Raw genomic sequence first — 19819 nt, 5'->3', positions numbered from 1 at the left:
GTATCGCTCAAGGAGATGGCTTATGCAGGGTCCACTGGCATCACTCAAGGTTCTGGATTTCTCGACACTGTTGCCGGGGCCCTTCGCCTCGCTGTTGCTGGCGGACATGGGGGCCGAGGTGCTGCGCATCGAATCGCCAACCCGCATGGACCTGCTGCGGGTGCTACCGCCCCATGACCAGGGCATCTCGGCCAGCCACGCCTACCTCAACCGCAACAAGCGCAGCCTGGCGTTGGACCTCAAGCAACCCGCGGCGCTGGAGGTGGTCAAGCAACTGCTGCAGGACCACGACATCTTGCTGGAGCAATTTCGCCCCGGGGTAATGGAACGGCTGGGGCTGGGGTATGAGGCGCTGAGGGCGATCAACCCGCGACTGATCTACGTGTCGATCACCGGCTACGGCCAGACCGGCCCCTACAAGGACCGCGCCGGGCACGACCTCAACTACCTGGCGCTGGCTGGCCTGGCCAGCTACACCGGGCGTGCCGACAGCGGGCCGTTACCGCTGGGGTTCCAGGCGGCGGACATCGCTGGTGGTTCACTGCACGGGGTGATCGGCCTGTTGGCCGCGGTGATTGCCCGGCAGCAGAGCGGGCAGGGCCAGCACCTGGATGTGAGCATGACTGACTGCGCATTCAGCCTGAACGCGATGGCCGGGGCGGGGTACCTGGCGTGTGGCGTGGAGCCGGGGTGCGAGGAGCAGATGCTCAACGGTGGCAGCTTCTACGACTACTACCGCAGCCGGGATGGACGCTGGATGTCGGTGGGCAGCCTTGAGCCCAACTTCATGCAGCAATTGTGCACCGCCCTCGGTCGTCCCGAGTTGGCGGCCCAGGGGCTGTCGCCTAAACCCGAACAGCAACAGGCCCTGAAGCTGGCCTTGCAGATCGAATTCGAAAAGCGCGAATTCAGCGACCTGTGTGCGCTGTTTGCCGACGTCGATGCCTGTGTCGAGCCGGTACTCAGCGTGGCCGAAGCGGTGGCCCATCCCCAGCTCAAGGCTCGGGAGCTGGTGATCCAGGTGCCGCGCGGCGATGGCAGCAGCCAGGCTCAAATGGCTTGCCCGTTGAAGTTCTCCGAAGGTTTGCCGCAACCACGCAATATCGGTGCGACGCTGGGCGCGCACACCAATCAGGTGTTGCACGAGTTGGGTTACAGCGAGCAACGGATCGACGATTTGCGGCGGACCAAGGTCATTCTCTAGAGGTGACGCAGGTTCGCAGCGAGCCTGCTCGCGATAGGGCCAGGGAAGGCTCTGCCTATCCCACTATTCGACCCGCGACTCCCCGGTAAACACCAATGTCTGCCGACAACGCCGACACAGGTAACGCCGGCCCTGGCGTACCAGACTATGGCGCTGGGCCGAAAACGGGAAGTCGCTGTTGGCGCACGGGCAGCGGTAGATGTAGCGGGTCACGCTGCGGCGTTTAATAGCGTAGGTATGGCAACGATCGGGCGGTAGTTCATAGACGCCGCGCATGATCAGTTGCCATTCCTCACCGTGGGGTGCAATGCGCTCGCCAAACAACTGGTGTGCGATCAGGTGCGCGACTTCGTGGGCCACGGTCTGCTTGAGGAAATCTTCACTGTTCTCGCGGTACAACTGCGGATTGAAGCGCAGCAGGTTTTCGTGCAGGTGTGCCACGCCGGCCTTCTGCCCGCGCAACTTGAGGCTGACCACCGGGCGCTTGAAAGGGCGTTTGAAAAAGGATTCGGCTTGTTGGAAACAGTCTTCGACGCGGGTATTGAGTTGCTCGGGCATGCTTAACGGATCTCCAGAGGCCACAAGTATGCTGCAAACCCAGGCCATTGCGTATCGCCTGGCTGCCGAATGGTCGTGGTCCCAGCAAAAGGCCGCCTTGCGGCGGCCGGTATTGGCAGATCCTCGTTTGTTTCATGGGCGGCGTCCCTTGCTCGCTCCAGCGGCTTGCGTTGAATGTTGGTTTAGTTGGTATAGACCGGGCCGACGCCCAGGCCCCAGACAATGACGGTGAAGGCCATGATCGCCACCAACACCACCAGCCCTACGGCAAGCACTGAACTTGAGAAGAGAAACCCTTCGTCCGTTGGAATGTTCATGAAGGTCGGCAAGCCGACATACAACAGGTAGACCGTGTAGCAGATAGCCGCGGTGCCGACGATCATGCCCAGCCACATATGTGGATACAGCGCGGCCAGGCCGCCGATGAACAACGGCGTGGCGGTGTATGTGGCAAAGGCGACACAGCGCGCCAGGCTCGGTGTAGCGTCATAGGTGCGGGCCATCCAGTGAATGAACGCGCCCATGACCGCGACCCCGCCCAGCATCGCCAGGTACGACATGATGGTCATCCAGAGTGCGCTTTCCATGGTCAGCATGACGGGCGCCCGACTGCCGATGACCCAGCCCACCTGGGTCGTGCCGATAAACGCGGAAATTGCCGGAATCGCCGCCAGGATCAGCGTGTGGGTGAGGTACATGTGGCTGATGCTTTCCTCTTGGTCGCCACGGATTTCTTTCCATTCTTGATCTGGGTGGGTGAAAAGCCCCACGACGTGATGGATCATAGTCAGTCACTCCTACGTGATTGCTGTCGCCCCCCAACGGAGCGCCTACGGGCCAGTGGCCAAGTCGGTAAAGGTCTTCAGGTGTGCGACCTTATGTCGCAGTATAGAAAGGACTGGAACACGCAGGAGCAGGGGCTTTAGAGCAAATCGCGCTGTAAACCCCGGGCTTAATCGCTGTGCTGCATGACAGCAGCCCTGCTGGTTAGTCGATAACCGTAGAAGACGCAGGGCACTTCGCCCGCCCCGGGTTTTTGCGTAAAATGCCGGCCTTTCGTCACACCTCGCGGATTTCAAGCGCCATGGGCACTCTTACGGTCAACCAGAACAAACTGCAGAAACGTCTACGCCGCCAGGCCGGGGAGGCCGTTGCCGACTTCAACATGATCGAGGATGGCGACAAGGTCATGGTCTGCCTGTCCGGCGGCAAGGACAGCTACACCATGCTCGACGTGCTGCTGCACCTGCAGAAGGTGGCGCCGATCAAGTTCGAGATCGTCGCGGTGAACATGGACCAGAAGCAGCCGGGTTTCCCCGAGCATGTGTTGCCCGCCTACCTCAAGGAGCTGGGGGTGGAGTACCACATCGTCGAAAAGGACACCTATTCGGTGGTCAAGGAGCTGATCCCGGAGGGCAAGACCACGTGCTCGCTGTGCTCGCGCCTGCGTCGCGGTACGCTCTATACCTTTGCCGACGAAATCGGTGCGACCAAGATGGCCCTGGGTCACCATCGCGATGACATCGTCGAGACTTTTTTCCTCAATATGTTCTTCAACGGTTCGCTCAAGGCCATGCCGCCGAAACTGCGCGCCGATGACGGGCGCAACGTGGTGATTCGCCCGCTGGCCTACTGCAACGAGAAGGACATCCAGGCCTACTCCGACTTCAAGCAGTTCCCGATCATTCCGTGCAACCTCTGTGGCTCCCAGGAAAACCTGCAGCGCCAGGTGGTCAAGGACATGCTTCAGGACTGGGAGCGCAAGACCCCGGGCCGCAGCGAAAGCATCTTCCGCAGCCTGCAGAATGTGATCCCGTCGCAACTGGCGGACCGTAACCTGTTTGACTTCACCAGCCTGAAGATCGACGAAAGCGCGGCCTCGCGTTTCGTCAATGTGGTCAATCTCTGACCGGATCACTGGTTGGGCATGACGGCGCTCGCGGGCGCCGTTTTTATTTGTTTGCAAAGGAGAGGGCATGCGCGATTACAAGTGGCTGCACGAATACTGTCTGAACCGCTTTGGTTCGGCAGCCGAACTGGAAGCCCATCTGCCAGTCCCCAAGACCCCGGCACAATTGCGCAAGATCAGTGATGATCGCTACCTGTCGACCATGGCCCTGCGGGTCTTCCGTGCAGGCCTCAAGCACAGCCTGGTGGACGCCAAGTGGCCGGCATTCGAGGAGGTATTCTTCAAGTTCGACCCGCACAAGGTGGTGTTGATGGGCGCCGAACACCTGGAGCGCCTGATGCAGGACGCGCGGATCATCCGCCACCTGGGCAAGCTCAAGAGTGTGCCGCGCAACGCCCAGTTCATCCTCGATGTAGCCAAGGACAAGGGCAGCTTCGGCGAGTTGATCGCCCAATGGCCGGTGACCGACATCGTCGGCCTGTGGAAATACCTGGCCAAGCACGGGCATCAGATGGGCGGCTTGTCGGCGCCGCGGTTTTTGCGCATGGTCGGCAAGGACACCTTTGTGCCCAGCTATGACGTGGTCGCGGCGTTGAATGCCCAGCAGATCATCGACAAGGTCCCCACCAGTCTGCGGGATCTGGCGACGGTGCAGGACGCCTTCAACCAGTGGCACGCTGAAAGTGGCCGGCCGATGTGCCAGATCTCGATGATGCTGGCGTTTACCGTCAATCATTGAGCAGTCGCTCCAATCGCGGGCAAGCAGAGCGCCACCCGGCGGCTCCCACATGAAGTTCGCTCACCTGGGGGCCGGCCAGGATGTTGGATTAGACCGCGTACATATCCATTTCTTCGGTAACGGCCACCTATGGTTCCGCTTTTACAGCCAGCCCTTTCAAGGTCTTTGATAAAATCCCCCAAAACTCCAGTCAGGGTGACGAAAGCGATGTGGGCAGAAGTTCTAGCGCGGTTTGAGAAAAAAACACCGGCCAGTGTCATGACCAGAGTGATACTGGAGCAGGCTGTTCCTGCCACATGGGTCGATCAGGTGTTCGAAGAACATCGTCAGCGGCAATACCCGCGTGAGCTTCTGTTCTCAACCATCGTTGAACTGATGTCCCTTGTTTCATTGGGCTTGCGACCATCGCTACATGCTGCTGCACGGCAGATGGAGGATCTTCCCGTCAGCTTGGCGGCGCTGTATGACAAGGTCAGCCGCACAGAACCTGCGCTGCTGCGCGCCCTGGTCACCGGCAGCGCAGAGCGCTTGGCCCCGACGATAAAAGAGCTGGGGCACTCAGCCATTTTGCCTGGCTGGCAACTGCGGGTCGTCGACGGCAATCACCTGCCTTCCAGCGAAAAACGCCTGGGCGCTTTGCGCCGTGAACGAGGGGCCGCCCGGCCTGGTTTTTCAGTAGTGGTTTACGACCCCGATCTGGATCAGGTCGTCGATCTTCAGCCCTGTGAAGATGCCTATGCCAGTGAGCGCGTCAGCGTTCTGCCGTTGCTGGAAAAAGCCTGTGCGGGGCAGCTGTGGATGGCTGATCGACTCTATTGCACGCTCCCCGTCATGGACGCCTGCGAAGAGTCCGGAGCCTCGTTCATCATTCGCGAACCGAGCAAGCATCCACGTCTACTTAAGGAAAGCGACTGGCAGGAGTCTGTCGCGGTCGGGGTAGGCAGCGTGCGCGAGCAAATCATCGAGGTCAAAGGTGGTCGCCAGTGGCGGCGTGTCGAACTGAATCTGCAAAACCCCACCGAATCTGGCGACACCACGCTGTTGTTCTGGAGCAACTTGCCCGACTCCATCAGTGCCGAGCAAATCGCCGATTTGTACCGCCGTCGCTGGAGCATCGAAGGGATGTTCCAGCGTCTGGAATCGGTGCTGGACAGCGAAATCGAAACCTTGGGCAACCCTAAGGCCGCCCTGCTGGGATTTGCGTCGGCCGTGTTGGCTTACAACGTCTTGGCCGTGCTCAAGCACAGCGTTGAACAGGCTCATCGCCAGACCCTGCCCGACGATTGGGAAGCATCGATTTTCCACCTGACGGTACAGGTACGCAGCGGTTACGAGGGTATGCAAATAGCCCTGCCAGCAGAACACTCATCCATTCCGATCCCCGCAGGAGGGCTGGCTCAGTATCTGCTTGCACTCGCTCGAAACATCCAGCCCAAAGCGGTCGTCAAGAGTAAACGAGGTCCGAAGGTGCCCAAACCAAAGGAGTGGCTTGAAGGCAAAGCCGCGAATGCCCACGTGTCGACGGATCGGGTGCTCAAGGCCGCTAAAGTCAAAAGACCTTGAAAGGGCTGGCTTTTACAGCGGCTCACTTTTGGAGGAGCCCAAAAGTAAGCAAAAGGCTCTTGCCCCACCACTCGGCACCTCGCTTAGGCTCGGTGTGCCCTCACTCCGGCTTGAATCCGTGGGCCGCCGCCACGCGCCATCCATGGCGCGGGGCGGCTAACCCGGCGTCCTGCCGGGTTACCCACGGATTCAAGCCTGCGTTCGGCCAGCGTGGTTAACGGGGCGCCCCAGGATCAAAAGCCAAAGCCAAAGCCAGATCAAAAGATTGCTGACTTCGTCAGCGCGGCGTTTTTCAAGGTAGTTGTCGTGTCGCCCGTCTTGCTAGGCGACCTTCACGACAACTGTCAGCTCCCTTTCGGGGTTGAGATACACCGTCCCGATTGGGTTCCAGTTGCGTGTCTCACCTGACCATCTTTCAGGCCTTTTTTCTCTCGCTTGCCCATAGATTGCCGCCCTCCGGGCCAAGATTTCCCGGTCATTTCCCTCGTGGCGCTGGGCGGGTGTCACGAAGCGGATTCGGCTATGACGATGCTCGGTGTTGTACCAGGCCATAAAATTCCTCACCCAGATACGCGCGTCATCCAGGCTGCTAAATCCATCCTGCGGCCACTGCGGGCAGTACTTCAGCGTTCTAAACAGCGACTCCGAGTAAGGATTGTCGTTGCTTACCCGAGGTCTTCCTCTCGATGGCGTGATACCCAGGTCGTACATCTTGGTCAGTAACGTCACCGATTTCATCGGTGCGCCATTGTCCGAGTGAAGCACCAGCGGCTGACGCCAGCACTTCTCTCGAGTGACACTTCGTTGCAGTAGGACGGCTGCTTTTTCACCGCTTTCTGCCTCGTAAACTTCCCAGCCCACGGCCTTTCGGCTGTAGATATCCTCGATCAAATAGAGGTAGTAAAACTTCCCACGAACCGGCGACGGCAGGTACGTAATATCCCAAGACCACACCTGATTGGCGGCTGTCGCCGCGTAAGTGGTGGGTGCTTCATGGCGATGCGGGCGTTTGGCGCGGGAACGATGATGCTGCTGATCTGCCGCATGCAGCACTCGGTAAAAGGTTGCCTCCGATGCCATGTAACGTCCCTCGTCAGCGAGCCGTGGCACGATCTGGCTCGGTGGCAGATGTGCGTAGGCCTTGCTGTTGCACAAGACCAGGATAGCTTGGCGCTCAAGATCACTCAGGGCGTTACTCGGCACTGGCCTCACCGTCGTGGTGCGCCCATCTGCCAACATTGCTTCGGGCAGGCTCCAGCGCTGTAGCGTGCGTAGCGAAATACCGACTTCTAGACACGCAGGCGCCCTGCGGGCGCCCGCCGTGATGGCTTCGTTGAGCCAGTCGACGAGAAGATGCCGTTCTGGCAACAAGGTCAATTGACCTCGTCGTCGCTCCCCCAGTAGGCATTGAGCTTTTTTCGCAGCACCAGCAATGCGACTGTTTCAGCCAGTGCTGCATCCTTTCGGCGCAGCTCGCGCTCCAGTTCCCGAATCCGCTTTTTATCCTCCTTGGTCTCCCCAGCGATTCCTTTTTTCAGCGCTGAATGATTAGTACTGTTGGCAATGAAAGCTTTGCGCCAGCCATCAATTTGCTCAGGGAAAATACCGTTGCGACGGCAATACTCACTCAGCTCCAGCTCCGACAAAGCTGATGATTCGATGACTGCCATGAGCTTGGATTCGGCAGACCAATTTTCAGGCGACTGCTTGTTTTCGGACAACTGGGAACCTCTGGCAGCAGCTTGCTTACGCCAATAATGAAGAGACATGTCGCTACAACCTTCACGGCGCGCGACCTCCGACGCTGAAAGGCTCAGGGGCGGAAGCATCATTTTCAACAACGCAGCTTTGCGTTCTTCTGAATAGAAAGGCATGACCTTACTCTTGCCGCCCCCGGAATACTTTTAAAAAGCGGAGGACACGACAACTACCCTGACACCGGGGGAGCGTCTTAGGAAGTAGAAGCTACACCGCGCATGCTCCAACGATCAGGTCGGCTCTAAGGCCGCCTCGCTTTGTTTTTGATCCTGGGCGCCCGTTAACCACGCTGGCCGGAGTCCGATATTGATTTGGGGGGTAAACCGGCAGGACGCCGGTTTAGCCGCACTGGGCCAGGGAGGGCCCATTGCGGCGGCCCCCCAAATCAATGTCGGAGTACGGGCATGCCGAGCCTAAGCGAGGCACCGAGTGGTGGGGCAAGAGCGTTTTGCTTACTTTTGCGCTCTCAAAAGTGAGCCGCTGTCAGAGCGGAACCATAAGTGGCCGTTACCGAAGAAATGGATATGTACTCGGTCTAATCCAACACCCCAGAGGCCCACAGGTGCAACGTCGCACCACAGTTGTGTAGATACCTATGCCGCGATAGGGTCCTGTCAGGCGGCGCAGGTTTCGCCTTCTCCCGCCAGCTTGCGGTTGAGCTGGAAGCGCCAGCGCACATACAGCAAAGCCGAGCAGAACAGCGCCAGGCTGGCGCCCATTTCCAGCAGGCCGAACACCTGGCGATTGGGGTCGAAGGCGGCAATCGCGCCCTTGATGAAGTACAGGTTCACCACAAAGCACATCCATGAGTGTCCGCGCGCACTGCCGCTGATCATCCCCGGCGCCAGCAACAGCAAGGGCACCAGCTCGATCAACAGGATCACCCAGGGTCGTGCGCCGTGCAGGTCGGCAAACACCAGGTAGTAGGCGCAGAGCAGGCCGACCAGGGCGAAGAAGCACAGCAGGCTGGCGGTGCGGCTGATCCGCACGCGTGGCTCCAGCCACTCGATGGCCGGCAGGATCTTGGGCTTTTTAGCCACGGTGGTTCTCCATTGGCTGGACGCTGGCAAGTTGCTGTGCAGTTTTCGCCAGGCGCAGGCCCAGGGCCCGGCACAGCGCCACTTCATGTTCGTTCAAGCCGCTCTTGCCGTCGGCCCCGGCGTGATGGCTGGCGCCATAGGGCGTGCCGCCGCCACGGGTTTCCAGCAGGGCCGACTCGCTGTAGGGCAGGCCGGTGATCAGCATGCCGTGATGCAGCAAGGGCAACATCATCGACAACAGGGTGGTTTCCTGGCCGCCATGCAGGCTGGCAGTCGAGGTGAACACCCCGGCTGGCTTGCCCACCAGGGCGCCGGTCAGCCACAGGTTACTGGTACCGTCAAGAAAGTACTTGAGCGGTGCCGCCATGTTGCCGAAGCGGGTCGGGCTGCCGAGGGCCAGGCCCGAGCAGTGTTTCAGGTCGTCGAGGCTGGCATACAGCGGGCCTTCGTCAGGGATATCCGGCGACACGGCTTCGCATTCGCTGGAAATCGCCGGCACGGTGCGCAGACGCGCTTCCATGCCGGACTGTTCGACGCCGCGGGCGATCTGCCGGGCCATTTCATTGGTCGAGCCATTGCGGCTGTAATACAGGACCAGGATGTACGGCGCGCTCACGGCAGGATCTCCAGTACTTTTTCTGGCGGCCGGCCGATCACGGCCTGGTCGCCGACTTCGAGGATCGGGCGTTCCATCAGCTTGGGGTGGGCGGCGATGGCGGCGATCAGCTGTGCCTCGCTGAGGTTCCCATCGGCCAGGTTCAGGCTCTTGTATTCGTCTTCACCGGTGCGCAGCAATTGCCGGGCGCTGATGCCCAGTTTGCCCAGCAGGCCGTGCAACTGCTCGGCATTGAGCGGGGTTTCCAGGTAGCGCACCACGGTCGGCGTCAGGCCGCGGGCCTCCAGCAGTTCCAGCGCACCGCGGGATTTCGAGCAGCGCGGGTTGTGATAAAGCGTCAGATCGGTCATGAGCGGGTCGCATCTTGCGTAAGGTGGCGGCTATTCTACCTGTGCGGCGAGCAGTCCAGAACCTTCAGGGGCAATGGGTCGCAGCGCAATTTATTTATCGAGTAAGGATCAGCCCCATGACAAGGCGATTGAGCGCGGCATTGGCACTTTTCACCACCCTGCTGCTGGCAGGCTGTGGTTACGACTACGGCACCGATCAGTTGGGCCAGAAGGTGGCCTCGGAGCGCCTGGACGGTAAATGGTTGGTGCTCAACTACTGGGCTGAGTGGTGTGGCCCCTGCCGGACCGAGATCCCTGAGCTCAACGCCCTGGCCGAACAGCTCAAGAGTCAGAAGATAAATGTCTTCGGGGTCAACTTCGACAACGTGCAGGGCGAGGAACTCAAGAGCGCCAGCAACAAACTGGGCATCGACTTTACCGTCCTGGCCCAGGATCCGGCCGAACGTTTTGAATTACCGCGCAGCGAAGCGCTGCCGGTGACCTACATCATCGACGACAAGGGCAAGGTGCGTGAGCAGTTGATGGGCGAGCAGACGGCGGCGGGGGTGATCGCCAAGTTGCAAGCGTTGCAAGCGAAGAACTGAAGCGGCGCTTGGTGTCACTTGATCGTTCCCACGGGGCGTGGGAACGATCATCGGCCGGTCAGCCTTCTTCCGGCCACCAGCGCAGGGGTTTGCCGGTGGCGGGCCAGAAGCGTACTTGCTCGATGGGCGAGATGTCCCAGCGTTGCACGGTTTCCAGCGCCTGCAGGAAGCGTCTTTCCTGCTCCATCAAGGCCGGTGCACACAGCTTGCGGGTGCTGCCGACTTTGCCGAAGCTCAGTTGGTTGCCGTCCAGGGTGTAGGGGGCGAACCAATGGTTGCAGCCACCGTTGCCGTAGGCCCGGCCGTCTTCACCCAGGGTGATGGTCAGGTGGCTGCTGTCGATCAGCGGACGCTCACCAATCCACTCCAGGATGTAGCTGCGCTCCTGTTGCAGTTTCATCGGCTCGGCCGCGCACCCCAACAAGCCCACAGCCGCCATCCCGGCCAGCACTAGGTGTTTCATCACGCGGGCTCCTGGCATTTCGGGCACAGGTGCTTCTCGCCAGCGGTGGTCCAGCCCAGTTCGGCGATCCGCGCGGTGGCGGCCGGCTTTTCGGCCTTGATACCGTGTGAGGTGTCGACCGCGAACTCGAACTTGAGCTCCTTGGCGCAGCTGTCGCAGTTGACCTGCCAGCTGTGGATCGCCAACTCCCCGAACACCGGACCGCTGGCCATGGCAACCCACTGGCCCATCGGCTTGAGCAGGTGACGCACATTCTCGACGGTCAGGCGCATGGACAAGTCCTTGCTGCCCTTGAGGGTGACCAGCAACACGTCGTCGGCGCGAATCGAGCCACCGTTGCCGGTGACTTGATAACGCCCCGGCGCGAGGGTGCGGCATTCGATCAGGGTGTGTTGCGGGTTCATCAGGCTATAGCGGAAATCGTGTTCGACCATGGGTCCTCCAAATATGGCCGATATGCTAGCACGCGAAACCCTCGCCCATGGCCCGTGGATGTGACCTTCGATCAGCCAATCTCAGCCTTCGACGCGGTTTTGCGGGGTACCTGCGGCCCACTCGGTAATGTTCTGCAACGTAGTCGCGGCAATGGCCGCCAGGGCCTCGCGGGTGAGGAACGCCTGGTGGGCGGTGATGATCACATTGGGAAAGGTCAGCAATCGCGCCAGGACGTCGTCCTGCAAGGGCAAGTCGGAGCGGTCCTCGAAGAACAGTTGGGCTTCTTCTTCATACACGTCCAGCCCCAGGTAGCCCAACTGTCCGCTTTTCAGGGCTTCGATCAGCGCCGGGGTGTCCACCAGGGCGCCGCGTCCAGTGTTGATCAACATGGCCCCGGGTTGCAGGTGCGCCAGTGACTGGCTGTTGATCAGGTGCTTGCTGTCGGCGGTCAGCGGGCAGTGCAGGCTGATGATTTGTGCCTCGGCGAGCAATTCAGCCAGGGGCAGGTAGCGTGCGCCGAGAGCTTGCACTTCAGGGTTGGGGTAGGGGTCATAGGCCAGCAACTGGCAGCCGAAGCCAGCCATGATTTTGGCGAACGTAGCGCCAATCTGCCCGGTGCCGACGACTCCCACTGTCTTGCCGTACAGGTCAAAGCCGGTCAACCCGTGCAGGGTGAAGTCGCCTTCGCGAGTGCGGTTGTAGGCGCGGTGCAGGCGCCGGTTGAGCGCCAGGATCAGCGCCACCGCATGTTCGGCCACCGCATGGGGCGAGTAGGCTGGCACGCGGACCACGCTCAGGCCCAGGCGCTTGGCGGCCGCCAGGTCGACGTGGTTGTAGCCGGCCGAGCGCAGGGCGATCAAGCGGGTGCCGCCAGCCGCCAGGTGCTCCAGCACCGGCGCGCTGAGGTCGTCATTGATAAAGGCGCAGACCACCTCGAACCGCTCGGCCAGGGCCACGGTGTCCAGGCTCAGGCGTGCAGCCTGGAAGTGCAGCTCGATACTGGCGTTGGCCGGTGCGGCGAGAAAGCTGTCGCGGTCGTAGGTCTGGCTGCTGAAGAGAATGGTGCGCATGCGGTCCTCCTGGAATCGACGGGCAAAAGGTTGAGTTTAATCCCTCGAGCGCCCGGCGCCATTGCCCTGGATCAGGCGCTGATCCGGGCTTGCAGGGCCAGGCGGTTGATCGCGCGTTCCAGTTCTTCCAGCGCGGCATGGGCCTTGGGGTCTTGCTGCTTGAGCAGGGTTTCACTGCGTTGGCAGGCCGCGCGCAGCTGCGGTACCCCGCAATAACGCGTGGCGCCGTGCAAGCGGTGGACCCGCTCGATCAAGGCATTGTGGTCATGGCTCTGGCGGGCCACGCGAATCGCCTCGCGGTCAGCCTCCAAAGACGCCAGCAGCATTGCCAGCATGTCGGCGGCCAGGTCGGCCTTGCCGGCGGCCAGGCGCAGGCCTTCATCCGGGTCGAGTACCAGCAGGTCGCTGGTGCTGCCATAGGTGTCGGCGCGCTCCGGCGCATGATTGCGCAGCGCCAGTCCCGTCCACTTCAATACCACCTGCGCCAGTTGGCGCTCACTGATGGGCTTGGTCAGGTAATCATCCATGCCGCTTTGCAGCAGCGCGCGTTTTTCGTTGGCCATGGCGTGCGCCGTGAGGGCGACGATCGGCAGCGGCGTGCAATGCCGTTCACTTTCCCACTGGCGAATGGTTTCGGTGCTCTGACGCCCGTCCATGCCGGGCATCTGTACATCCATCAGCACCAGGTCGAAGGTTTCGGTCTGCACGGCCTTGATCGCCGCGTAACCACTTTCCACCGCCAGGACCTTGGCCCCCATGTCTTCGAGCAGGGTTTGCACCAGCAACAGATTGGCCGGGTTGTCGTCCACACAGAGCACTTTGGGGGGACGGCTGGACAGCGGCTCGCCAGGTTCACTGCGCACCTGGCGTGGGGTGACCAGGTCGGACAAAGCCCGGCGCAACTTGCGGGTGCAGGCCGGCTTGGCCTGCAACTGGCTATGGGGGTTGGGCACCGAGAGGTGGAACAGCGTCTGTTCGGTGGTCGGGCACAGCACCAGCACCTTGCAGCCCAGGTGCTCGAGGTCCCAGATGTGCTGGTTGAGCCGCTCCGGAGGCATGTCGTTGGAGGTGATGCCCAGGACCGCCAGGTCGATCGCCTGCTCGGTCTGATGAGCAATGGTGACGCCGTTGGCCAGGCTTTCCAGGGTGTTGAACGGGGTGACTTCCAGGCCGCAGTCCTGCAATTGGTGCTGCAAGGCCTGGCGCGCCAGTTCGTGGTTTTCCAGGACTGCGACGCGACGTCCCAACAGTGGCGGGGCCGGTAGGTCCTCGATGTCGTCGCGAGTCTTGGGCAGGCTCAGGCTGATCCAGAATTCCGAGCCTTCGCCCGGGGTGCTGTCGACCCCGATCTCGCCACCCATCTGTTCGATCAGCCGCTTCGAGATCACCAGCCCCAGCCCCGTGCCGCCGGGCTGTCGGGACAAGGAGTTGTCGGCCTGGCTGAAGGCCTGGAACAGGGCTCGGACATCCTGGTTGGACAGGCCGATGCCGGTGTCCTGAATGCTGATGCGCAGTTGCACGCTGTCTTCGAACTCGTCTTCCAGCATGGCGCGGGCGACGATGGTGCCTTCGCGGGTGAACTTGATGGCGTTGCTCACCAGGTTGGTCAGGATCTGCTTGAGGCGCAGCGGATCCCCCACCAGCGACAGCGGCGTGTCGCGGTATACCAGGCTCACCAGTTCCAGCTGCTTGGCGTGAGCGGCGGGGGCGAGGATGGTCAGGGTGTCCTGCAGCAGGTCGCGCAGGTTGAACGGAATACTGTCGAGCACCAGCTTGCCGGCCTCGATTTTCGAGAAGTCGAGAATCTCGTTGATGATCCCCAACAGGCTGTCGGCGGACTTTTCGATGGTCCCCAGGTAATCCAGCTGGCGCGGCGTAAGTTCGCTCTTTTGCAGCAGGTGGGTAAAGCCGAGGATGCCGTTGAGCGGGGTGCGGATCTCGTGGCTCATGTTGGCGAGGAATTCGGACTTGATCCGGCTCGCTTCCAGGGCTTCCTTGCGCGCCAGGTCCAGCTCGATGTTCTGGATCTCGATGGTCTCCAGGTTCTGGCGCACGTCTTCGGTGGCCTGGTCGATACTGTGCTGCAATTCTTCCTGGGCATTTTGCAGGGTGCTGGCCATGCGGTTGATGCCCGAGGCCAGTTCATCCAGTTCCTGGCTGCCCAGCGGGGGCAGACGGGTTTCCAGGTGGCCGTCCTTGAGCTGGGCCACGGCCTGCTTGATGCTGTTGAGCGGGTTGTTGATGGTGCGGCCCATGCGCAGGGCGAGCAGGGCGGTGCAGATCAGCCCTCCGACGATCAGCAGCAGGCTGGCGAACAGGCTGCGATAACCGCGCAGCAACATACCGTTGTGGGACAGCTCCAGTTCGACCCAGCCCAGCAGGCGATCGGCTTCATCGGGGATCACTTCGCCGGCCAGGTTGCGGTGCTTGCCGAACACCGGCAGCAGGTAGCGGGTGGCATCGCTGCCGGAGCGGCGCAGCAGGTGCGAGTTGTCGCCGGTCGGTGCCGGGTTGAGCATCAAGGGGCCGGCGTGCGCCACAGGGCTGCGGTCAGGGGCGAGGAACGACACGGCGCGCACGTCCTGTTGTTCCAGCGACTGGGTGGCGATGCGTTCCAGCAACTCTTCGTTATGATGGCCCATTGCTGGCGCCACCAGCGGTGCCAGTTGTTCGGCGATCATTTCTCCGCGCTTGAGCAGTTGGGTCTGCAGGTCGGACTGCTGCATCCAGGTGAAATAACCACCCAGGACCAGGGCCATCAGGCTGGTCGGCAGCAAGGTCAGCAGGAGCACGCGACCTTTGATCCCCATTTTCTTCAGCACGCCACTCTCCTGCTCTTACGTCGTTCATCGATCATCGATGCGCCTATCTGGCACGCAATACCTGCGCAGTGTAGCGATTTGCAGGCAGGCAATCTCGGCAAATTGCCCGGCACCGCCGACAGCTGCGTGACGTCGGGCAGCCGCGCGGGTTGCTCATGGCCGGGCAATCTTGAATAATCACTGATTGAGAATTACTTGCAGAAGCTAATGACTCCCGTACCTGTTGGCTCTCCCCGGATCCTGGCGATTGAAGACGACCTTGTGCTCGGCGCTTATGTGCATGAGCACCTGGGACGTTGTGGTTTCCAGGTCACCTGGTGCCAGAACGGCAAGGAAGGGCTGGCGCTGGCCCGTGCCCAGGCCTTCGACGTGGTGTTGATGGATATCCTGTTGCCGGGCATGGACGGCCTGGCGGTACTGACCGACCTGCGTACCAGTGACTCGACGCCCGTGCTGCTGATGTCCGCGCTGGGCGCGGAAGCGGATCGCATCAGCGGTTTTCGCCTGGGCGCCGACGACTACCTGCCCAAGCCGTTCAGCATGGCCGAATTGCGCGTGCGCATTGAAGCCATCCTGCGGCGGGTGGCCCTGGACCGCCGCCACGTGCCACCGACTCTCAATACGGAAGCCCACAGCCTGCGGTTCGACGACGAACTGTGCGATGTGCATTTTGGCCAGCAGTGGGCTGGCCTGACCCGCAGTGAGTACCGGCTGCTGGAAACCCTGAACCGCAATGGCGACGAAGTCCTGAGCAAGGCCTTCCTTTACCAGCATGTATTGCAACGCGGCTACGCACCCCACGACCGCAGCCTGGACATGCACATCAGCCAGATCCGGCGCAAGCTCAAGGCCATCGGCTACAGCGAGCGCGAAGTGCGCACCGTGTGGGGCAAAGGTTACGTCTTGAGCGCCGTCGATGAAGTGGTCTGACCTCCCCGGCAAACATTCGCTGTTCTGGAAACTGGCGTGCCTGCTGGTTGCCTTCTGCCTGCTGATGATCTGGCTGAGCTGGTCCTGGGGCCGCTACATGGAAAAGCAGAACCAGTTTCTGTCCCACGAGGCCCGGGCTACCCTCATGGGCTACGCCGCCGAGGCCGAGCAAGCCTGGCAACAGGGCCAGCGCGCCGGCGTTGATGCCTGGCTGCAGGGCATGGCTCAGCGTGAGAAAGGCTGGGTGGGGGTCATCAGTAATGAGCTGCAATCCTTGAGCAGCCATGAACTCACCGCTCCGGAAATCCAGCGTTTGACGTTTTTGCGTGACATGGAGTGGCCGATCCACGCCAAGCGCCTGCCCGGGCTGCGTATTCCCTTTCCCCAGGACTCGAGCGTCGGCAGCCTGGTGCTCGAATTGCCCAAGCGCTTCATGCCTGGGCGCTACCAAGTGTTCTGGCGGGTGATCACCAACGGGGTGATTCCCGGGCTGTTCACCCTGCTCCTGTGCGTGGGGCTGTACCGCTTGCTGGTGGTACCGCTGAACAATCTGCGCGAGCAGGCCAATGCCTGGCGGGCGGACCAGTTGAGCGTGCGCCTGTCGAGCCAGACCACCAATCGCAAGGATGAGTTGGGTGAACTGGGGCGCGCCTTCGATCATATGTCCGAACGGCTGCAAAGCACGGTGGCGCTGCAACAGCAGTTGCTGCGTGACCTGTCCCATGAACTGCGCACCCCGCTGAGTCGCCTGCGAGTGGCCAGCGAAAGCGAACAGGACCTGGCGCAACTGCGTGACCGCATCGGCCGTGAAGTCGATGGCATGCAGCGCCTGGTCGAAGACACCCTGCAACTGGCCTGGCTCGATACCGAGCGTGCGCCCCTGCCGGACGAGGCAATCCAGGTGCAGGCGCTGTGGGAAATGCTCACGGAAAACGCCTGCTACGAAAGTGCCTGGCCCAGTACCCAACTGCAATGCGCGGTCGACGCTGAGTGTTGGGTGCGCGGCAACCTCAACACCTTGGCCCAGGCCCTGGAAAACATTCTGCGCAACGCCATCCGGCATTCCCCCGAGGGCGCCTGCGTACGCCTCGACGGTCGCCGTGACGGCGAGTTCTGGCACCTTTGGCTGGAGGATCAGGGCGGTGGGGTGGCGGAGGCCGACCTGGAACGGATCTTCCTGCCCTTCACCCGCCTCGACGGCTCGCGCCCGGGCAATGGCGGTTTCGGGCTGGGCTTGAGCATTGCCAGGAATGCCGTGCAACGCCAGGGCGGGCAGTTGTGGGCGCAGAACACCGGAGGGGGATTGTGCCTGCACCTGCGCCTGCTGGCTCATCCCTCTGCCGTCTGATCGGGCGCTCGACAGCGTAATAGCTGCTTATAGCTATCAGCCATAAGCACCGTACTTTGCGTGATATGGCCCGCGCACGTTTGCCGGTATGATGGGCGCCCCCGCAGTCTGGATTGCGAATACGCCATGACCTTGCAGTACCCAACTATCGCCGATTGCGTCGGCAACACCCCGCTGGTCCGTTTGCAGCGCCTGCCTGGCGAGACCAGCAACACCCTGCTGCTCAAGCTTGAGGGCAATAACCCGGCGGGTTCGGTCAAGGACCGTCCGGCGTTGTCGATGATCACCCGTGCCGAGTTGCGTGGGCAGATCCATGCCGGCGACACTCTGATCGAGGCGACCTCCGGCAACACCGGGATCGCCCTGGCCATGGCGGCGGCGATCAAGGGTTACAAGATGATCCTGATCATGCCCGACAACTCCAGCGCCGAGCGCAAGGCCGCCATGACGGCCTACGGTGCCGAGCTGATCCTGGTCAGCCAGGAGGAGGGCATGGAAGGCGCCCGCGATCTGGCCCAGCGCATGGAGGCCGAGGGCCGTGGCAAGGTGCTGGACCAGTTCGCCAACGGTGACAACCCCGAGGCGCACTACACCACCACCGGCCCGGAGATCTGGCGCCAGACCCAGGGCACCATTACCCACTTTGTCAGTTCCATGGGCACTACCGGGACCATCATGGGCGTTTCGCGCTACTTGAAAGAGCAGAGCGCCAGCGTGCAGATCGTCGGCCTGCAGCCGATGGAAGGCTCGGCGATCCCGGGCATCCGCCGCTGGCCCGAGGAATACCTGCCGAAGATCTACCAGGCCGAGCGTGTCGACCGGATCGTCGACATGGCCCAGAGCGAAGCCGAAGACGTGACCCGTCGACTGGCCCGCGAGGAAGGCATCTTCTGTGGCGTTTCCTCGGGTGGCGCGGTGGCGGCGATGCTGCGGCTGTCCCGGGAAGTTGAAAACGCGGTGATCGTCGCGATCATCTGCGACCGGGGCGACCGTTACTTGTCGACCGGTATTTTCGATGCGCCCAACTGATGGCCAAGCAACCGAGAGGCCTGCGTTTCCAGCCCACGGGCGGCAGCAAGGCCCCGCAAATCCCGACCGGTAAAAAGCAGCGCTTGAGCATCGAGCGCCTGGCCAATGACGGTCGTGGCATCGCGTTTTTCGAAGGACGCACCTGGTTCGTCATCGGCGCCCTGGCGGGCGAGGAGGTCGAGGCGAGGGTCCTTGGCGCCCACGGCAAAGTCGTCGAGGCCCGTACCGAACGAGTGTTTGTCGCCAATGACCTGCGCCGTCCTGCCCCCTGCGTCCATGCCGGGCGCTGCGGTGGCTGCAGCGTGCAGCATCTGCCCCATAACGAACAACTGGCCCTGAAACAGCGCATGCTCGCCGAGCAGTTGTCGAAGGTCGCCGGGGTCGAGCCCGAAGAGTGGGCTGCGCCGCTGAGCGGGGCGGAATTTGCCTATCGACGTCGCGCCCGAGTGGCAGTGCGCTGGGACATCAAGGCGAAGAAGCTGGAAGTCGGGTTCCGTGCTGCCGGTAGCCAGGACATCGTCGGCATCGATGATTGCCCGGTGTTGGTACAGCCCTTGCAGCCGATCATGAGCCGTTTGCCCGAGATGCTTCGGCGCTTGAGCAAACCCCAGGCCCTGGGGCATGTCGAGTTGTTCGCCGGTTCTTCGTTGGCCGTGTTGCTGCGGCACATGGCACCGTTGTCCGAAGCTGACCTGAATATCCTCAAGGAATTCTGCGCCTTCCATCAAGCCCAGTTGTGGCTGCATGGCGAAGGTGAACCTCAACCGGTGGATGCCGGCCAGGTGCTGGGCTATCGACTGGAACGCTGGAACCTGGAGCTGGCGTATCGGCCGGGGGACTTTGTCCAGGTCAATGCCGCGGTCAACGAGGCGATGGTGGCCCAGGCCCTGGACTGGCTGCAACCGACGGCTGAGGAACGGGTGCTGGATCTGTTCTGCGGCCTGGGCAACTTTGCCTTGCCGCTGGCCCAGCAGGTGCGCGAAGTGGTAGCCGTGGAAGGCGTGCAAACCATGGTCGAGCGCGCTGCTGCCAATGCCGCTAGCAACAATCTGCATAACGCCAGGTTTTTTCAGGCCGATTTATCCCAGCCTTTGGCTGATGCCAAATGGGCCGAGGAACGCTTTTGTGCGGTACTCTTGGACCCACCGCGTGATGGTGCTTTCGAGGTGGTGCGCACACTCGCCTCGCTCGGCGCCAAGCGCCTGGTATACGTGTCGTGCAACCCGGCAACGCTGGCGCGCGACACGGTCGAATTGATCAAGCAGGGCTACCGGTTAAAACGTGCCGGGATCCTCGATATGTTTCCTCAGACGGCACATGTCGAGGCCATGGCGTTATTTGAAGCGAGCTAGGATGCTCGTCTGGTCCGACTGGGCCGCCCATGCCGCACTCGCAGCAGCC

General features: G+C 61.7%; 19 protein-coding genes. 9 read left to right on the top strand and 10 right to left on the bottom strand.

All coding sequences use genetic code 11. The features are described 5' to 3' along the window. The first annotated feature begins 22 nt into the window (after positions 1 to 22). Entirely contained in the window at positions 23 to 1204 is a 1182-nt protein-coding gene (locus tag PspS04_RS20710) for a CaiB/BaiF CoA transferase family protein (RefSeq protein WP_159997504.1), read from the top strand. A 63-nt stretch (positions 1205 to 1267) separates the two neighbouring features. On the opposite strand, the gene PspS04_RS20705 is transcribed toward PspS04_RS20710, so the two are convergent. Then, positions 1268 to 1762 carry a SprT family zinc-dependent metalloprotease gene (locus PspS04_RS20705; RefSeq protein ID WP_095169746.1) on the bottom strand — a complete coding sequence of 165 codons (495 nt, stop codon included), beginning with the start codon at positions 1760 to 1762 and terminating at the stop codon, positions 1268 to 1270. Positions 1763 to 1944: 182 nt separating this feature from the next. Next, positions 1945 to 2547, bottom strand: a complete 603-nt coding sequence (locus PspS04_RS20700) for a Yip1 family protein (protein WP_159997502.1) — start codon at positions 2545 to 2547, stop codon at positions 1945 to 1947. 299 nt (positions 2548 to 2846) lie between these two features. On the opposite strand from PspS04_RS20700, the gene ttcA reads away from it, so the two are divergent. The 3 genes from ttcA to PspS04_RS20685 all read left to right on the top strand — a co-directional run bounded on the left by ttcA (position 2847) and on the right by PspS04_RS20685 (position 5973). Continuing rightward, the gene (ttcA, locus tag PspS04_RS20695) at positions 2847 to 3671 is read left to right on the top strand and encodes a tRNA 2-thiocytidine(32) synthetase TtcA (RefSeq protein WP_159997500.1); all 825 of its coding nucleotides are present in this window, start codon (positions 2847 to 2849) and stop codon (positions 3669 to 3671) included. A 67-nt stretch (positions 3672 to 3738) separates the two neighbouring features. Then, positions 3739 to 4410, top strand: a complete 672-nt coding sequence (locus PspS04_RS20690; protein ID WP_159997498.1) for a DNA-3-methyladenine glycosylase I — start codon at positions 3739 to 3741, stop codon at positions 4408 to 4410. Positions 4411 to 4668: 258 nt separating this feature from the next. Continuing rightward, positions 4669 to 5973 (top strand): IS4 family transposase, encoded by a 1305-nt coding sequence (locus PspS04_RS20685; protein ID WP_159994352.1) that lies wholly within the window; start codon positions 4669 to 4671, stop codon positions 5971 to 5973. A gap of 321 nt (positions 5974 to 6294) precedes the next feature. Here the strand turns inward: PspS04_RS20685 and PspS04_RS20680 are convergent. From PspS04_RS20680 to arsC, 4 genes are all read right to left on the bottom strand, one after another. Next, a protein-coding gene (locus tag PspS04_RS20680) for an IS3 family transposase (RefSeq protein ID WP_194240661.1) occupies positions 6295 to 7847 on the bottom strand; the annotation gives its coding sequence in 2 pieces (ribosomal slippage) (positions 6295 to 7385 and positions 7385 to 7847; 1554 coding nt in all). Between the two features lie 498 nt (positions 7848 to 8345). Continuing rightward, complete coding sequence (locus PspS04_RS20675) at positions 8346 to 8771, bottom strand: DUF2069 domain-containing protein (RefSeq protein ID WP_095170362.1); 426 nt, start codon at positions 8769 to 8771, stop codon at positions 8346 to 8348. Continuing rightward, a complete protein-coding gene (wrbA, locus tag PspS04_RS20670) occupies positions 8764 to 9387 on the bottom strand; it encodes an NAD(P)H:quinone oxidoreductase (protein ID WP_095170361.1) in 624 nt (207 codons plus the stop codon). Before wrbA ends, PspS04_RS20675 begins: the two co-directional genes overlap by 8 nt. Further along, positions 9384 to 9737 (bottom strand): arsenate reductase (glutaredoxin), encoded by a 354-nt coding sequence (gene arsC / locus PspS04_RS20665; RefSeq protein ID WP_159997496.1) that lies wholly within the window; start codon positions 9735 to 9737, stop codon positions 9384 to 9386. The genes wrbA and arsC overlap by 4 nt, the downstream gene beginning before the upstream one ends. 116 nt (positions 9738 to 9853) lie before the next feature. Between arsC and PspS04_RS20660 the strand changes: the two genes are divergently transcribed. After that, complete coding sequence (locus PspS04_RS20660; protein ID WP_159997494.1) at positions 9854 to 10321, top strand: TlpA disulfide reductase family protein; 468 nt, start codon at positions 9854 to 9856, stop codon at positions 10319 to 10321. A 58-nt stretch (positions 10322 to 10379) separates the two neighbouring features. Here the strand turns inward: PspS04_RS20660 and PspS04_RS20655 are convergent, their stop codons facing one another. The 4 genes from PspS04_RS20655 to PspS04_RS20640 all read right to left on the bottom strand — a co-directional run bounded on the left by PspS04_RS20655 (position 10380) and on the right by PspS04_RS20640 (position 15111). Then, a complete protein-coding gene (locus tag PspS04_RS20655) occupies positions 10380 to 10784 on the bottom strand; it encodes an META domain-containing protein (protein WP_095170358.1) in 405 nt (134 codons plus the stop codon). Further along, the gene (locus PspS04_RS20650) at positions 10784 to 11218 is read right to left on the bottom strand and encodes a hypothetical protein (protein WP_159997492.1); all 435 of its coding nucleotides are present in this window, start codon (positions 11216 to 11218) and stop codon (positions 10784 to 10786) included. The genes PspS04_RS20655 and PspS04_RS20650 overlap by 1 nt, the downstream gene beginning before the upstream one ends. Positions 11219 to 11299: 81 nt before the next feature. Beyond that, complete coding sequence (locus tag PspS04_RS20645; protein WP_159997490.1) at positions 11300 to 12289, bottom strand: 2-hydroxyacid dehydrogenase; 990 nt, start codon at positions 12287 to 12289, stop codon at positions 11300 to 11302. Positions 12290 to 12360: 71 nt separating this feature from the next. Continuing rightward, positions 12361 to 15111, bottom strand: coding sequence for a response regulator (locus PspS04_RS20640; RefSeq protein WP_159997488.1), 2751 nt, complete (start codon positions 15109 to 15111; stop codon positions 12361 to 12363). A 207-nt stretch (positions 15112 to 15318) separates the two neighbouring features. Between PspS04_RS20640 and PspS04_RS20635 the strand changes: the two genes are divergently transcribed. The 4 genes from PspS04_RS20635 (at position 15319) to rlmD (ending at position 19770) form a co-directional block, all read left to right on the top strand. Next, on the top strand, positions 15319 to 16041 hold the full coding sequence (locus PspS04_RS20635; protein ID WP_095170354.1) for a response regulator transcription factor: 723 nt from the start codon (positions 15319 to 15321) through the stop codon (positions 16039 to 16041). Continuing rightward, positions 16028 to 17389: a sensor histidine kinase gene (locus PspS04_RS20630; RefSeq protein ID WP_159997486.1), complete on the top strand. Its 1362-nt coding sequence runs from the start codon at positions 16028 to 16030 to the stop codon at positions 17387 to 17389. Before PspS04_RS20635 ends, PspS04_RS20630 begins: the two co-directional genes overlap by 14 nt. Before the next feature lie 126 nt (positions 17390 to 17515). After that, a complete protein-coding gene (cysM, locus tag PspS04_RS20625) occupies positions 17516 to 18418 on the top strand; it encodes a cysteine synthase CysM (RefSeq protein WP_095170352.1) in 903 nt (300 codons plus the stop codon). After that, positions 18418 to 19770, top strand: coding sequence for a 23S rRNA (uracil(1939)-C(5))-methyltransferase RlmD (gene rlmD / locus PspS04_RS20620; protein ID WP_159997484.1), 1353 nt, complete (start codon positions 18418 to 18420; stop codon positions 19768 to 19770). Before cysM ends, rlmD begins: the two co-directional genes overlap by 1 nt. Positions 19771 to 19819 lie beyond the last annotated feature (49 nt).

The organism is Pseudomonas sp. S04, assembly GCF_009834545.1.
Classification (GTDB): Bacteria; Pseudomonadota; Gammaproteobacteria; order Pseudomonadales; family Pseudomonadaceae; genus Aquipseudomonas.
Note: the sequence above shows the minus strand (reverse complement) of the source record. Positions and strands in the feature narration are given on the sequence as shown.